The 14,734-nt window shown below is 53.6% G+C and carries 13 protein-coding genes and 3 tRNA genes; all 16 read left to right on the top strand.

Annotated elements, in window-relative coordinates; all coding sequences use genetic code 11:
• The first annotated feature begins 165 nt into the window (after positions 1-165).
• The 16 genes from mngA (at position 166) to OGV67_RS20945 (ending at position 14,730) form a co-directional block, all read left to right on the top strand.
• The gene (gene mngA, locus OGV67_RS21020) at positions 166-2,082 is read left to right on the top strand and encodes a PTS 2-O-a-mannosyl-D-glycerate transporter subunit IIABC (protein WP_115614952.1); all 1,917 of its coding nucleotides are present in this window, start codon (positions 166-168) and stop codon (positions 2,080-2,082) included.
• A gap of 21 nt (positions 2,083-2,103) precedes the next feature.
• Positions 2,104-4,737: a mannosylglycerate hydrolase gene (gene mngB / locus OGV67_RS21015; RefSeq protein ID WP_115614951.1), complete on the top strand. Its 2,634-nt coding sequence runs from the start codon at positions 2,104-2,106 to the stop codon at positions 4,735-4,737.
• Positions 4,738-5,420: 683 nt separating this feature from the next.
• Positions 5,421-6,989 carry a cytochrome ubiquinol oxidase subunit I gene (cydA, locus tag OGV67_RS21010; RefSeq protein ID WP_024130525.1) on the top strand — a complete coding sequence of 523 codons (1,569 nt, stop codon included), beginning with the start codon at positions 5,421-5,423 and terminating at the stop codon, positions 6,987-6,989.
• Positions 6,990-7,004: 15 nt separating this feature from the next.
• Positions 7,005-8,144 (top strand): cytochrome d ubiquinol oxidase subunit II, encoded by a 1,140-nt coding sequence (cydB, locus tag OGV67_RS21005; protein WP_012133250.1) that lies wholly within the window; start codon positions 7,005-7,007, stop codon positions 8,142-8,144.
• A gap of 14 nt (positions 8,145-8,158) precedes the next feature.
• The gene (gene cydX, locus OGV67_RS21000; RefSeq protein ID WP_003022970.1) at positions 8,159-8,272 is read left to right on the top strand and encodes a cytochrome bd-I oxidase subunit CydX; all 114 of its coding nucleotides are present in this window, start codon (positions 8,159-8,161) and stop codon (positions 8,270-8,272) included.
• Positions 8,272-8,565, top strand: a complete 294-nt coding sequence (gene ybgE, locus OGV67_RS20995; protein WP_012133248.1) for a cyd operon protein YbgE — start codon at positions 8,272-8,274, stop codon at positions 8,563-8,565. The genes cydX and ybgE overlap by 1 nt, the downstream gene beginning before the upstream one ends.
• Before the next feature lie 149 nt (positions 8,566-8,714).
• A complete protein-coding gene (gene ybgC, locus OGV67_RS20990; protein WP_012133247.1) occupies positions 8,715-9,113 on the top strand; it encodes a tol-pal system-associated acyl-CoA thioesterase in 399 nt (132 codons plus the stop codon).
• Positions 9,110-9,802, top strand: coding sequence for a Tol-Pal system protein TolQ (gene tolQ, locus OGV67_RS20985; RefSeq protein WP_024130524.1), 693 nt, complete (start codon positions 9,110-9,112; stop codon positions 9,800-9,802). The genes ybgC and tolQ overlap by 4 nt, the downstream gene beginning before the upstream one ends.
• Positions 9,803-9,805: 3 nt before the next feature.
• A complete protein-coding gene (gene tolR, locus OGV67_RS20980; RefSeq protein ID WP_012133245.1) occupies positions 9,806-10,234 on the top strand; it encodes a colicin uptake protein TolR in 429 nt (142 codons plus the stop codon).
• Positions 10,235-10,297: 63 nt separating this feature from the next.
• Positions 10,298-11,524 (top strand): cell envelope integrity protein TolA, encoded by a 1,227-nt coding sequence (gene tolA / locus OGV67_RS20975; protein WP_047458058.1) that lies wholly within the window; start codon positions 10,298-10,300, stop codon positions 11,522-11,524.
• Positions 11,525-11,656: 132 nt separating this feature from the next.
• A complete protein-coding gene (gene tolB / locus OGV67_RS20970) occupies positions 11,657-12,949 on the top strand; it encodes a Tol-Pal system beta propeller repeat protein TolB (protein ID WP_024130523.1) in 1,293 nt (430 codons plus the stop codon).
• A 34-nt stretch (positions 12,950-12,983) separates the two neighbouring features.
• The gene (pal, locus tag OGV67_RS20965) at positions 12,984-13,502 is read left to right on the top strand and encodes a peptidoglycan-associated lipoprotein Pal (RefSeq protein WP_003022983.1); all 519 of its coding nucleotides are present in this window, start codon (positions 12,984-12,986) and stop codon (positions 13,500-13,502) included.
• A 9-nt stretch (positions 13,503-13,511) separates the two neighbouring features.
• Entirely contained in the window at positions 13,512-14,300 is a 789-nt protein-coding gene (gene cpoB, locus OGV67_RS20960) for a cell division protein CpoB (protein ID WP_012133241.1), read from the top strand.
• 164 nt (positions 14,301-14,464) lie between these two features.
• A tRNA-Lys gene (locus OGV67_RS20955) sits at positions 14,465-14,540 on the top strand.
• A gap of 35 nt (positions 14,541-14,575) precedes the next feature.
• Positions 14,576-14,651: transfer RNA gene (locus tag OGV67_RS20950), tRNA-Val, on the top strand.
• A 3-nt stretch (positions 14,652-14,654) separates the two neighbouring features.
• A tRNA-Lys gene (locus OGV67_RS20945) sits at positions 14,655-14,730 on the top strand.
• Positions 14,731-14,734 lie beyond the last annotated feature (4 nt).

Here is a 14,734-nt window from a genome sequence, read left to right as displayed (position 1 = left end):
GTATGAATGAATTAATACGACTTCGTTGATTATGCCCGATCAATATCTCTTGTAAATAATACAAATTAAATACAAATTATTTTTCTTAAGTGAAAATGATCACATAAATGTATTGTTTCATCTGGCACAATTTCTGAAACATACAATGACAGTGTGAGGACTATGATGAACCTGACGACGTTAACCCACCGCGATGCGTTATGCCTGAACGCCCGGTTTGGCAGTCGTGAAGAGGCTATTCACGCGTTAACCCAGCGGCTCGTGCAACTGGGGAAAATTTCAGATTCCGATGCTTACCTTGAAGAAGTCTTTTTGCGTGAAAGTCAGGGGCCAACGGCGTTGGGAGAAGGGCTGGCGGTGCCGCATGGTAAAACGTCGGCGGTTAAAGAAGCGGCATTTGCCGTGGCCACCCTGCGCGAACCCATGATGTGGGAAGGGGTTGACGGGCCGGAAGCGGTGACGCTGATTTTTCTGCTCGCCATTCCGCCAGGCGAAGCGGGAAGCACCCATATGCAGTTGCTGACCGCACTCACCACGCGACTGGCGGATGATGACACCCGCGCGAGGATTCTGGCTGCGACCACGGCGGATGAGCTACTGTCGGCGCTGGACGACCAATATCAGGAAAGCGCTTTTCAGCCCTTACAGGATGCGCCGACCATCGTCTGCGTAACGGCGTGTCCGGCGGGAATTGCGCACACCTATATGGCGGCGGAGTATCTGGAAAAAGCGGGACGCAAACTGGGCGTGAACGTGTATGTGGAAAAGCAGGGCGCTAACGGAATTGAAGGCCGTCTTACCGCGCAGCAGCTCAACGCGGCAAAAGCCTGCATTTTCGCCGCAGAGGTGGCGATAAAAGAGAGTGAGCGCTTTGCGGGCATTCCTGCGCTGTCGGTGCCCGTCGCCGAACCTATCCGCCACGCCGAAGCATTGATCCAACAAGCGCTGGCGCTGGAACCCGCGCAGGGCGATCGCGCGGTTTACCAGGAAACGGCAGCGCCTAAGAGTCTAAAAACGGAGTTAAAACAGGCGCTGTTGAGCGGCATCTCGTTCGCCGTGCCGCTGATTGTCGCCGGGGGAACCGTACTGGCCGTGTCGGTGCTGCTGGCGCAAATGCTCGGCTTGCAGCATCTCTTCGATCAGGAGAACTCCTGGCTGTGGATGTACCGCAAGCTGGGCGGCGGGATGCTCGGCATCCTGATGGTGCCGGTGCTCGCCGCTTATACCGCCTATTCGCTGGCGGATAAACCCGCGCTGGCCCCCGGATTCGCCGCCGGCCTTGCCGCCAATATGATTGGCTCCGGCTTTCTCGGCGCGATCGCGGGGGGGTTGATCGCCGGATATCTGATGCGCTGGGTGAAAAACCATCTTCGCCTGAGCAGTAAATTCAACGGCTTCCTGACCTTCTATCTGTATCCGGTTATCGGCACCTTAGGCGCGGGCAGCCTGATGCTGTTTGTGGTGGGCGAGCCCGTTGCGTGGATCAACAACGCGCTGACCGCCTGGCTTAATGGGCTGAGCGGCGCCAATGCGCTGCTGCTTGGCGCGATTCTTGGCTTTATGTGTTCTTTCGATTTGGGCGGGCCGGTCAATAAAGCGTCTTACGCGTTCTGTCTTGGGGCGATGGCGAACGGCGTCTACGGCCCGTATGCCATTTTCGCCTCGGTCAAAATGGTGTCTGCCTTCACCGTAACGGCATCAACGATGCTGGCGCCGAGGTTGTTCAAAGAGTTTGAGATCGAAACAGGAAAGTCGACCTGGCTACTGGGGCTGGCGGGCATTACGGAAGGGGCAATTCCGATGGCGATTGAAGATCCGCTGCGGGTTATCGGTTCTTTTGTTCTGGGGTCAATGGTGACGGGCGCGATTGTTGGCGCGATGAATATTGGTCTTTCGACGCCGGGCGCAGGCATTTTCTCACTCTTTCTTTTGCATGACGCCGGATACGGCGGTTTCGTCGCCGCCGCAGGCTGGTTTGGCGCAGCGTTAGTGGGGACAGCGATATCGACCACCATCCTGCTGTTCTGGCGTCGTTATGCGGTAAAGCAGGGCAAGTATCTGACTAACAATGTGTTGCCATAAACGAACTAACAGGAAACGAAGATGAAAGCAGTATCTCGCGTTCACATTACGCCGCACATGCACTGGGATCGTGAATGGTATTTCACCACGGAAGCGTCACGTATTTTGCTGGTCAACAATATGGAGGAGATCCTGACCCGCCTGGAGCAGGATGCAGAGTATAAATACTATGTCCTTGACGGGCAGACGGCGGTGCTGGAGGACTATTTCGCCGTCAAAGCGGAAAATAAAGCGCGGGTAAGAAAACTGGTGCAGGCCGGAAAACTGATTATCGGCCCGTGGTATACCCAAACGGATACCACGCTGGTATCCGGGGAGTCGATCGTGCGTAATCTGATGTACGGTATGCGCGACTGCCTGGCGTTTGGCGAACCGATGAAAATTGGCTATCTGCCGGATTCGTTCGGCATGTCGGGGCAGCTTCCGCATATCTATAACGGTTTCGGTATTACCCGCGCCATGTTCTGGCGTGGTTGTTCGGAACGCCACGGCACCGATAAAACCGAATTTTTATGGCAAAGCGCGGATGGCAGTGAAGTGACGGCGCAGGTGCTGCCGCTGGGCTACGCGATTGGTAAGTACTTACCGGAGGACGAAGCCGGGCTGCGTAAACGTCTCGACAGCTACTTCGATGTGCTGGAGCGCGCGTCGCTGACCAAAGAAATTTTGCTGCCGAATGGCCACGATCAGATGCCGTTGCAGCAAAATATCTTTGCGGTGATGGATAAACTGCGCGAAATCTACCCGCAGCGTAAGTTTGTGATGAGCCGCTTTGAAGAGGTGTTTGAACACATAGAAGCCCGCCGCGAGCAGCTTGCCACGCTGAAAGGCGAGTTTATTGATGGCAAATATATGCGCGTTCATCGCACCATTGGTTCGACGCGGATGGACATCAAAATCGCCCATGCGCGCATTGAGAACAAAATCGTCAACATTCTTGAGCCGCTGGCGACGCTGGCCTGGACGCTGGGGTTTGAGTATCACCACGGCCTGCTGGAGAAAATGTGGAAAGAGATTCTGAAGAATCACGCCCACGACAGCATCGGCTGCTGTTGCAGTGACAAAGTACACCGCGAAATTGCCTCCCGTTTCGAGCTGGCTGAGGATATGGCCGACAACCTGATCTGTTTTTATCAGCGCAAAATCGCCGACAACATGCCGCAGAGCGATGCCGACAAACTGGTGCTGTTTAACCTGATGCCGTGGCCGCGTGAAGAGGTGATTAACACCACGGTACGCCTGCGCGCCAGCCAGTTCTCTCTGCGGGATGATCGGGGCAACGCCATTCCTTATTGCATTCGCCATGCCCGGGAGATCGATCCCGGTTTAATTGACCGCCAGATTGTGCATTACGGTAACTACGAGCCGTTTATGGAATTTGATATCCAGATCCAGCAGATTATCCCTTCAATGGGCTATCGCACGCTTTATATCGAACCGAACGCAGCGGGCAATGTGGTGAGCCCGACGGTTTCATCAGACGCGCTGCTGGAGAACGCGTTCTGGCAGATTACGGCGAATGATGACGGTACGCTGAACCTGCGCGATAAAGACAGCGGCGTGCGTTATCAGCGCATACTGGCGCTGGAAGAGGGGTCAGACGATGGCGATGAGTACGATTACTCCCCCGCCAGAGAAGAGTGGCTGCTTACTTCGACGACGGCAAAACCGGAATATGAAGTGATTCATGACGCATGGCAGAGCAGGGTTGTCATTCGCTATACCCTGGCGGTTCCGGCGAATCTTGCCGAACGCAGCGCACGGCAGCGCAACGGAACGTTAGGCGTGGAGATCGCCGTTACCCTGAGCCATAACAGCAGACGCATTGATGTTGAGGTGGCGCTGGATAATCAGGCTGACGATCACCGCGTGCGGGTGTTAATCCCCACGCCGTTCACGACGGATGTTGTGCTGGCGGACACCCAGTTTGGCGCAGTGACGCGTCCGGTACAGGACAGCGCGATGGAAAACTGGCAGGAAGAGGGGTGGAAAGAGGCGCCGGTACCGGTCTGGAATATGCTGAACTATGCGGCGCTTCAGGAAGAGAGAAATGGCCTCGCGCTTTTCACGGAGGGATTACGTGAATTTGAAGTTATCGGCGAAGGGAAGAAAACGTTCGCCTTAACGCTCCTGCGTGGGGTGGGGCTGCTGGGGAAAGAGGATCTACTGCTGCGGCCAGGGCGGCCTTCCGGCATCAAAATGGCGGTGCCGGATTCACAAATGCGCGGAATGCTACGCAGTCGGTTTAGCCTGTTCAGCTATAGCGGAACGCCTTTTAGCGCCGGTGTCGCGCAACAGGCGAAGGCGTGGCTGACGCCTGTTCAGTGCTATAACAAAATTCCCTGGGATGCGATGAAACTCAACAAGGCCGATGTTTGCGTACCGGAACATTACAGCCTGTTAACGATGTCGCCGGTGGGCTGCCTGTTAAGCGCGCTGAAAAAAGCAGAGGATCGCGATGATGTCATCCTGCGCCTGTACAATCCGTCCGAAACAACCTCATGTGATGCCACCGTTGCCTTCGGCAGAGCCGTTAGCGCATGTACAGAGACCATGATGGATGAACAGGCGTGCCCTGCGAAAGGAGAGGGCGCAAGTGGGGCTGGCCTCTTTCTGCCGGGGCAGTCCCGAACGTTTAGCTACACGCTTGCCTGAATCTCAGACAAACAGATTAAAGCCACGCTTAGCGTGGCTTTATTGTTAACGGAATAATAACAATCCGGTGTTAATTTCAATGGGCTTAAAAGTAAAATATTTGTGATTATTTTCATGGCGAATTGACCCTGTGGAAAATTACGCTGAAGCGTCTACGCTAAATAGTTGCAGACGGCAAAAGAATGTCGTCGATGATAACGTTAAATGAAATGCTGTTTTTTTATATATACCTTTCTATTAGATAACCGCCAACACCCTCAGAGATACATATGTGCAACATTGTTTTCACCGTGTTTACGCATTGTATACACCGTTAACGAATTTTGGTGTTTTTGATTTAAATCAATGTTTAATGCTTGGAAAAAGATGTCAAAACACGATAAATTGATCGCCGATCAAATTGGCCTGAAACTGGTAAATTAGCTATAAATTGATCAATGTCGAAAAATGCAAATTTGACTCAATAAAAACCTGTTTATTGTAGGGATTTTACGGCGTAATATATTTGCGGGATCAATTTAGGTTTTTTATTAACATGTTTGTAACTTTTTATCATTGCTGTTTCCTCTGATGATGAAACGGCAACGGTGAAGGGGAGCAAATAAATTTTATTGGGGCATGCGTGTGACCCTTTCTAACGGGGTTCACTCTCGGAGTCTTCATGCGATGAGCAAGGAGTCATGATGTTAGATATAGTCGAACTGTCGCGCTTACAGTTTGCCTTGACCGCGATGTACCACTTCCTGTTTGTGCCGCTGACGCTCGGTATGGCGTTCCTGCTGGCCATTATGGAAACGGTATACGTCCTTTCCGGCAAACAGATTTATAAAGATATGACCAAGTTCTGGGGCAAGTTGTTTGGTATCAACTTCGCTCTGGGTGTGGCTACCGGTCTGACCATGGAGTTCCAGTTCGGGACTAACTGGTCTTACTATTCCCACTATGTAGGGGATATCTTCGGTGCGCCGCTGGCAATCGAAGGTTTGATGGCCTTCTTCCTCGAATCCACCTTTGTAGGTCTGTTCTTCTTTGGCTGGGACCGTCTGGGCAAAGTCCAGCATATGTGTGTCACCTGGCTGGTGGCGCTGGGTTCCAACCTGTCTGCGCTGTGGATACTTGTGGCGAACGGCTGGATGCAGAACCCTATCGCATCGGATTTCAACTTCGAAACCATGCGTATGGAGATGGTGAGCTTCTCCGAACTGGTGCTTAACCCGGTTGCGCAGGTGAAATTCGTTCACACTGTGGCGTCCGGCTATGTAACCGGTGCAATGTTCATCCTCGGTATCAGTGCTTACTACCTGCTGAAAGGCCGCGACATCGCGTTCGCTAAACGCTCCTTTGCTATCGCCGCCAGCTTCGGGATGGCTGCTGTGCTGTCTGTTATCGTGCTGGGTGACGAATCCGGCTACGAAATGGGCGACGTGCAGAAAACTAAACTCGCCGCGATTGAAGCGGAATGGGAAACCCAGCCAGCGCCTGCTTCCTTCACTCTGTTCGGTATCCCGGATCAGGAGACGCAGGAAAACAAACTGGCTATCCAGATCCCTTACGCGCTGGGTATTATCGCGACTCGCTCCGTCGATACGCCGGTCATCGGTCTGAAAGACCTGATGGTGCAGCATGAAGAACGTATCCGTAGCGGGATGAAAGCCTACGCGCTGCTGGAAGAACTGCGTGCCGGTTCTACCGACCAGGCCGTTCGCGACCAGTTCAATAACGTGAAGAAAGATCTGGGCTACGGTCTGCTGCTTAAACGCTATACGCCGAACGTCACTGACGCGACCGAAGCGCAAATTGAGATGGCGACCAAAGACTCCATCCCACGCGTTGCGCCGCTGTACTTTGCGTTCCGTATCATGGTTGCGTGCGGCTTCCTGCTGCTGGCGATCATCGCGCTCTCCTTCTGGAGCGTCATTCGTAACCGCATCGGTGAGAAAAAATGGCTGCTGCGTGCGGCGCTGTACGGCATCCCGCTGCCGTGGATTGCTGTAGAAGCAGGCTGGTTCGTTGCCGAATATGGTCGTCAGCCGTGGGCGATCGGTGAGGTGCTGCCAACCGCCGTGGCGAACTCGTCACTGACGGTCGGTGACCTGCTGTTCTCCATGATCCTGATTTGCGGCCTGTATACCCTGTTCCTGGTGGCGGAGCTGTACTTAATGTTCAAGTTTGCACGCCGTGGCCCAAGCAGCCTGAAAACCGGTCGCTATCACTTTGAGCAGCCCAATGTGGCCTCTCAGCCGGCACGCTAAGACAGGAGTCGTCAAATGATCGATTATGAAGTATTGCGTTTTATCTGGTGGCTGCTGGTTGGCATTCTGCTGATCGGTTTTGCGGTTACCGATGGCTTCGACATGGGGGTGGGCATGCTCACCCGTTTCCTCGGTCGTAACGACACCGAGCGTCGAATTATGATCAACTCCATCGCCCCGCACTGGGACGGTAACCAGGTGTGGCTGATCACCGCCGGTGGCGCGCTGTTCGCCGCCTGGCCGATGGTTTACGCTGCGGCGTTTTCCGGTTTCTATGTGGCGATGATCCTCGTGCTGGCGTCCTTGTTCTTCCGTCCGGTCGGTTTTGACTACCGTTCCAAGATTGAAGACACCCGCTGGCGCAACATGTGGGACTGGGGCATCTTCGTGGGGAGCTTTGTGCCGCCGCTGGTTATCGGCGTGGCGTTCGGCAACCTGTTACAGGGCGTACCGTTCCATATCGACGAGTATCTGCGTCTGTACTACACCGGTAACTTCTTCCAGTTGCTGAACCCGTTTGGCCTGCTGGCAGGTATCGTCAGCGTAGGGATGATCATTACCCAGGGCGCGACCTATCTGCAAATGCGTACCGTGGGTGAGCTGCACCTGCGTTCCCGCACGACGGCACAGGTAGCCGCGCTGGTTACGCTGGTGTGCTTCGCGCTGGCGGGCGTATGGGTGGTTTACGGTATTGATGGTTATGTCGTGACTTCCGCGATGGATCATCACGCCGCATCTAACCCGCTGACCAAAGAAGTCGCGCGTGAAGCCGGTGCGTGGATGGTGAACTTCAACAGTACGCCGATCCTGTGGCTGGTTCCGGCGCTGGGCGTGGTTCTGCCGCTGCTGACTATCCTGACCTCCCGTATGGAGAAAGGAGCATGGGCGTTCCTGTTCTCTTCTCTGACTCTGGCCTGCATCATCCTGACTGCCGGTATCGCAATGTTCCCGTTTGTGATGCCTTCCAGCACCATGATGAATGCGAGCCTGACCATGTGGGATGCGACCTCCAGCCAGAGAACGCTGAACCTGATGACCTGGGTTGCGTTGGTGTTTGTACCGATCATTCTGATCTACACCAGCTGGTGTTACTGGAAAATGTTCGGCCGCATCACTAAAGAACATATTGAAAGCAACACCCACTCTCTGTACTAAGTAAGGAGCTAAAAATGTGGTATTTCGCATGGATTCTGGGAACGCTTCTTGCCTGTGCATTTGGGATAATCACTGCGCTGGCGCTTGAGCACGTAGAATCAGGTAAAGCCGGACAAGAAGACAGCTAATGACCAGTATTATCGCAACGTTGTATGCGGTAATGGATAAGCGCCCATTACGGGCGCTTTCCTTTATGCTGGCGTTAGTGTTGGCAGGCTGCATCTTCTGGGACCCGACGCGTTTCGCGGCGAAAACAAGCGAGCTGGAAATCTGGCATGGTTTTCTGCTGATGTGGGCCGTTTGTACGGGCGTGATTCATGGCGTAGGATTTCGTCCTCGCGCCGTTCACTGGCAAGGGATCTTTTGCCCGCTGCTCGCCGATATCGTGCTTATTGTTGGTCTGATTTTTTTCTTCTTTTGAATAAGAAGTATCCTTAAAAATTTATGGGTTTTCATAAGCCCATAAATTTTTACTCTCCCTTAACTTCCCCCCATTCCCAAGCCTCATTCGCGCGCGTATAGTAGCAACGTTTAAAAGCGTTAACTTTTTTTGCATTACCGGGATGTACAGTGAATATATTTCGATGGCCGGTTCGTGTCTATTATGAGGATACCGACGCCGGTGGTGTGGTTTACCACGCCAGTTACGTCGCTTTTTATGAAAGAGCACGCACAGAGATGCTGCGTCATCATCACTTCAGTCAGCAGGTGCTGTTGGCTGAACGGGTTGCCTTCGTGGTGCGTAAAATGACGCTGGAATATTATGCGCCTGCGCGACTCGACGATATGCTCGAAGTCCAAACTGAAATTACGTCAATGCGTGGCACCTCTTTGGTTTTCACGCAACGCATTGTCAACGCAGAGAACAACGTGCTCAACGAAGCGGAAGTTCTGATTGTTTGCGTTGATCCACTCAAAATGAAGCCTCGTGCGCTTCCCAAGTCTATTGTCGCGGAGTTTAAGCAGTGACTGACATGAATATCCTTGATTTGTTCCTGAAGGCAAGCCTTCTGGTTAAACTTATCATGTTGATTTTGATTGGTTTTTCAATCGCATCCTGGGCTATCATCATCCAGCGGACTCGTATTCTTAACGCTGCGGCGCGCGAAGCGGAAGCGTTCGAAGATAAATTCTGGTCTGGAATCGAACTGTCTCGCCTGTATCAGGAGAGCCAGGGGCGTCGTGATAGCCTCGCGGGTTCGGAACAAATCTTCTATAGCGGGTTCAAAGAGTTTGTGCGTCTGCATCGTGCAAACAACCATGCGCCGGAAGCGGTTGTTGAGGGGGCGTCCCGTGCGATGCGTATCTCCATGAACCGTGAGCTGGAAACATTAGAGACGCACATTCCTTTCCTCGGCACCGTGGGTTCCATCAGTCCGTATATTGGTCTGTTTGGTACGGTATGGGGGATTATGCACGCGTTTATCGCCCTCGGTGCGGTGAAACAGGCGACGCTGCAAATGGTGGCGCCGGGTATCGCGGAAGCGCTGATTGCAACGGCTATCGGTCTGTTTGCGGCGATTCCAGCGGTTATGGCCTACAACCGTCTGAATCAGCGCGTGAACAAGCTGGAACTGAATTACGACAACTTTATGGAAGAGTTCACCGCCATTCTGCACCGTCAGGCGTTTACCAGTAGCGAGAGCAACAAGGGGTAAGCCATGGCCAGAACGCGTGGACGAGGTCGTCGCGATCTCAAGTCCGAAATCAACATTGTACCGTTGCTCGACGTACTGTTGGTGCTGCTGCTGATTTTCATGGCGACGGCGCCGATCATTACCCAGAGTGTGGAAGTCGATCTGCCGGACGCGACCGAGTCGCAGGCCGTCAGCACCAATGACGATCCGCCGGTCATTATTGAAGTTTCCGGTATTGGGCAATACAGCGTGGTGGTTGAGAAAGACAGGATGGATCAGTTGCCGCCAGAGCAGGTTATTGCCGAAGCGAAAAGTCGCCTGGAGTCCAATCCGAAAACGGTCTTCTTAATCGGTGGCGCGAAAGACGTGCCTTACGATGAAATAATTAAAGCGCTGAACTTGTTACACAGTGCGGGCGTGAAATCGGTTGGCTTGATGACGCAGCCTATCTGATCTTCTGCGTCTCCGGGACGTAAAGATAGCAAGTAACAGGCGCACAGTTTTTGGGAACCGAGAGTGTCAAAGGCAACCGAACAAAACGACAAGCTCAAACGGGCGATAATTATTTCAGCGGTACTGCATGTCATCTTATTTGCAGTGCTGATCTGGAGTTCGTTCGATGAGCATATAGAGGCTTCAGCCGGGGGCGGCGGTGGTTCTTCCATCGACGCCGTCATGGTCGATCCCGGCGCAGTTGTTCAGCAGTACGATCGTCAGCAGCAGCAACAGGCGAGCGCGAAGCGTGCGGCGGAACAGCGTGAAAAGCAGGCGCAGCAGCAAGCTGAAGAGCTTCGCGAGAAGCAGGCGGCTGAACAGGAACGACTGAAGCAACTTGAGAAAGAACGTTTAGCCGCGCAGGAACAGGCGCGCGAGCAGGCGGAACAGCAGAAACAAGCGGAAGCGGCCGCGAAGAAAGCGCAGGAGCAGCAGAAACAGGCTGAAGAAGCGGCGGCGAAAGCCGCAGCGGATGCGAAAGCGAAAGCGGACGCGCAGGCTAAAGCAGCGGCGGAAGCGCAGAAGAAAGCGGAAGCTGAAGCGGTAAAAGCGGCTGCTGATGCGAAGAAGAAAGCCGAAGCTGAAGCGGCAAAAGCCGCCGCCGACGCGAAGAAAAAAGCGGAAGCGGAGGCGGCTAAGCAGGCTCAGGCAGAGGCCGCGAAGAAAGCCGCAGCAGAAAAGGCTGCTGCTGAAAAAGCGGCCGCAGAGAAGAAAGCTGCCGCCGACAAAGCCGCCGCTGAGAAAGCGGCAGCAGCAAAAAAAGCTGCTGCTGAGAAGGCTGCTGCCGATAAGAAAGCTGCGGCAGATAAAGCGGCTGCTGCGAAGAAAGCCGCAGCCGAAAAAGCCGCTGCCGCATCTGGCGTCGATGACCTGTTGGGCGATTTAAGCTCCGGTAAGAATGCGCCGAAAACCGGCGGCGGGGCGGCAGGAAGCAATGCTTCTCCTGCGGGGAGTGGTAATACTAAAAACAATGGCGCATCAGGCGCGGATATCAGCAACTATGCCGGGCAGATTAAATCGGCCATTGAAAGTAAGTTTTACGACGCATCGTCCTATGCAGGTAAAACCTGTACGCTGCGTATAAAACTGGCGCCAGACGGCCTGTTGCTGGATATTCAGTCTGAAGGTGGCGATCCCGCGCTTTGTCAGGCAGCGCTTGCTGCGGCCCGACAGGCGAAGATTCCAAAACCACCAAGCCAGGCGGTATACGAAGTGTTTAAAAACGCACCTCTGGACTTTAAACCGTAAGCTAAACTTTCCCCGTCACGGCGGGGAAAGAAACGCAACGAGAGTCGCTGGGTTCTGGTAGTTTTGTGTATTTGAGTTTGTTAACATTCTGCTAAATTATCGTGGGCTTTCCGCCCGGATAAGGGAGATATGATGAAGCAGGCATTACGAGTAGCATTTGGTTTCTTAATGCTGTGGGCAGCGGTGCTGCACGCAGAAGTACGTATCGAGATCACCCAGGGGGTGGACTCGGCGCGCCCAATTGGCGTTGTGCCATTCCAGTGGGCAGGGCCGGGAGCTGCGCCTGAAGATATTGGCGGCATCGTTGGCGCTGACCTGCGCAACAGCGGTAAATTCAATCCGTTGGATCGTTCTCGTCTGCCGCAGCAGCCGGGTACGGCGCAAGAAGTTCAGCCGGCGGCATGGTCTGCGCTGGGTATTGATGCGGTTGTTGTCGGTCAGGTGACTCCGAATCCTGACGGTTCCTACAATGTTGCTTATCAGCTGGTTGACACTGGCGGCGCACCGGGTACTGTACTGGCGCAGAACTCTTACAAAGTGAACAAGCAGTGGCTGCGTTATGCTGGCCATACTGCAAGTGATGAAGTGTTTGAGAAGCTGACCGGCATCAAGGGCGCATTCCGCACCCGTATCGCTTACGTTGTGCAGACTAACGGCGGCCAGTTCCCGTATGAGTTGCGCGTGTCTGACTACGATGGCTACAACCAGTTCGTGGTTCACCGTTCTCCGCAGCCGCTGATGTCTCCGGCGTGGTCTCCTGACGGCTCTAAACTGGCCTACGTAACCTTCGAAAGCGGTCGTTCCGCGCTGGTTATCCAGACGCTGGCTAACGGGGCTGTGCGTCAGGTTGCGTCGTTCCCGCGTCACAACGGCGCGCCTGCGTTCTCGCCGGATGGCAGCAAACTGGCGTTTGCGTTGTCTAAAACCGGTAGCCTGAACCTGTATGTGATGGACATTGGTTCTGGTCAGATTCGTCAGGTGACGGATGGTCGCAGCAACAACACCGAACCAACATGGTTCCCGGACAGCCAGAACCTGGCCTTTACCTCTGACCAGGCCGGTCGTCCGCAGGTGTATAAAGTTAACGTGAACGGCGGTGCTCCGCAGCGTATCACCTGGGAAGGTTCGCAAAACCAGGATGCGGATGTGAGCAGCGACGGTAAATTTATGGTAATGGTAAGCTCGGCGAATGGTCAGCAGCACATTGCCAAACAAGATCTGGTAGCGGGTGGCGTACAGGTTCTGTCGTCAACGTTCCTGGATGAAACGCCAAGTCTGGCACCTAACGGCACTATGGTAATCTACAGCTCTTCTCAGGGGATGGGATCCGTGCTGAATTTGGTTTCTACAGATGGGCGTTTCAAGGCGCGTCTTCCGGCAACCGATGGTCAGGTTAAATTCCCTGCCTGGTCGCCGTATCTGTGATAATAATTAATTGATTAGTAAAGGAATCATTGAAATGCAACTGAACAAAGTGCTGAAAGGGCTGATGATCGCTCTGCCTGTTATGGCAATTGCTGCATGTTCTTCCAACAAGAACGCCAGCAATGACGGCAGCGAAGGCATGCTGGGTGCAGGCACTGGTATGGATGCGAACGGCAGCGGCAACATGTCTTCTGAAGAGCAAGCGCGTTTGCAGATGCAGCAATTGCAGCAGAACAACATCGTTTACTTCGATCTGGACAAGTACGATATTCGTTCTGACTTCGCGGCAATGCTGGATGCGCACGCTAACTTCCTGCGTAGCAACCCGTCTTACAAAGTCACCGTAGAAGGTCATGCGGACGAACGTGGTACTCCTGAGTACAACATCTCCCTGGGCGAACGCCGTGCTAACGCTGTTAAGATGTACTTGCAGGGTAAAGGCGTTTCTGCTGACCAGATCTCCATCGTTTCTTACGGTAAAGAAAAACCCGCAGTACTGGGTCACGACGAAGCGGCTTACGCTAAAAACCGTCGCGCCGTACTGGTTTACTAAGAGAATTGCATGAGCAGTAACTTCAGACATCACCTGTTGAGTCTGTCGTTACTGGTTGGCATAGCGGCCCCCTGGGCCGCTTTTGCTCAGGCGCCAATCAGTAGTGTCGGCTCAGGCTCGGTCGAAGACCGCGTCACTCAACTCGAGCGTATTTCGAATGCTCACAGCCAGCTTTTAACCCAACTCCAGCAACAACTCTCTGATAATCAGTCCGATATTGATTCCCTGCGTGGTCAAATCCAGGAAAGCCAGTATCAGCTGAATCAGGTTGTTGAACGGCAGAAGCAGATCCTGCTACAGATGGACAGTCTGAGCAGCGGTAGCGCAGCGACGCCATCGGCGGGCGGCGAGCAAAGCGGGGCGGCAACCGCAACACCTGCGCCTGGCGCGGGCGCGGCGACGTCAGGCGCGCCGGTACAAAGCGGCGACGCCAATACCGATTACAATGCGGCAATTGCTCTGGTGCAGGATAAGTCCCGCCAGGATGATGCGATTGTGGCGTTTCAGAACTTCATCAAAAAATACCCGGACTCAACTTATCAGCCGAATGCCAATTACTGGCTTGGCCAGTTGAATTACAACAAAGGTAAAAAAGATGATGCCGCATTTTATTTTGCCTCGGTAGTCAAAAACTATCCGAAGTCACCAAAAGCGGCTGACGCGATGTACAAAGTCGGCGTCATCATGCAGGACAAAGGCGACGCGGCAAAAGCCAAAGCGGTTTATCAGCAGGTTATCAGTAAATACCCTGGCACTGATGGCGCAAAACAAGCGCAAAAACGTCTTAACGCGATGTAATGCACACCACGCGACCAGAAATCGCGTTATTTCTGGTCTCGTCGTGCGATTCCTAAGCAGTTGAGTGATCTACATCGAAATTTTTGTTGCGCTGAAATCTGAAATCAGTAATATATGCCGCCGTTGCCAGGGGATCTCAAACAAACCGAAAGCAGCGCAAAAGTGGGTCGTTAGCTCAGTTGGTAGAGCAGTTGACTTTTAATCAATTGGTCGCAGGTTCGAATCCTGCACGACCCACCACTTTAAAGATGGAAACATCTTACCAGCGTAGTATCGGGTGATTAGCTCAGCTGGGAGAGCACCTCCCTTACAAGGAGGGGGTCGGCGGTTCGATCCCGTCATCACCCACCACTCGGGTCGTTAGCTCAGTTGGTAGAGCAGTTGACTTTTAATCAATTGGTCGCAGGTTCGAATCCTGCACGACCCACCAGTTT

The organism is Citrobacter sp. CK188 (assembly GCF_030333525.1).
Lineage (GTDB): Bacteria > Pseudomonadota > Gammaproteobacteria > Enterobacterales > Enterobacteriaceae > Citrobacter_B > Citrobacter_B koseri.
This window is presented reverse-complemented; position numbering and strand designations above follow the sequence as displayed.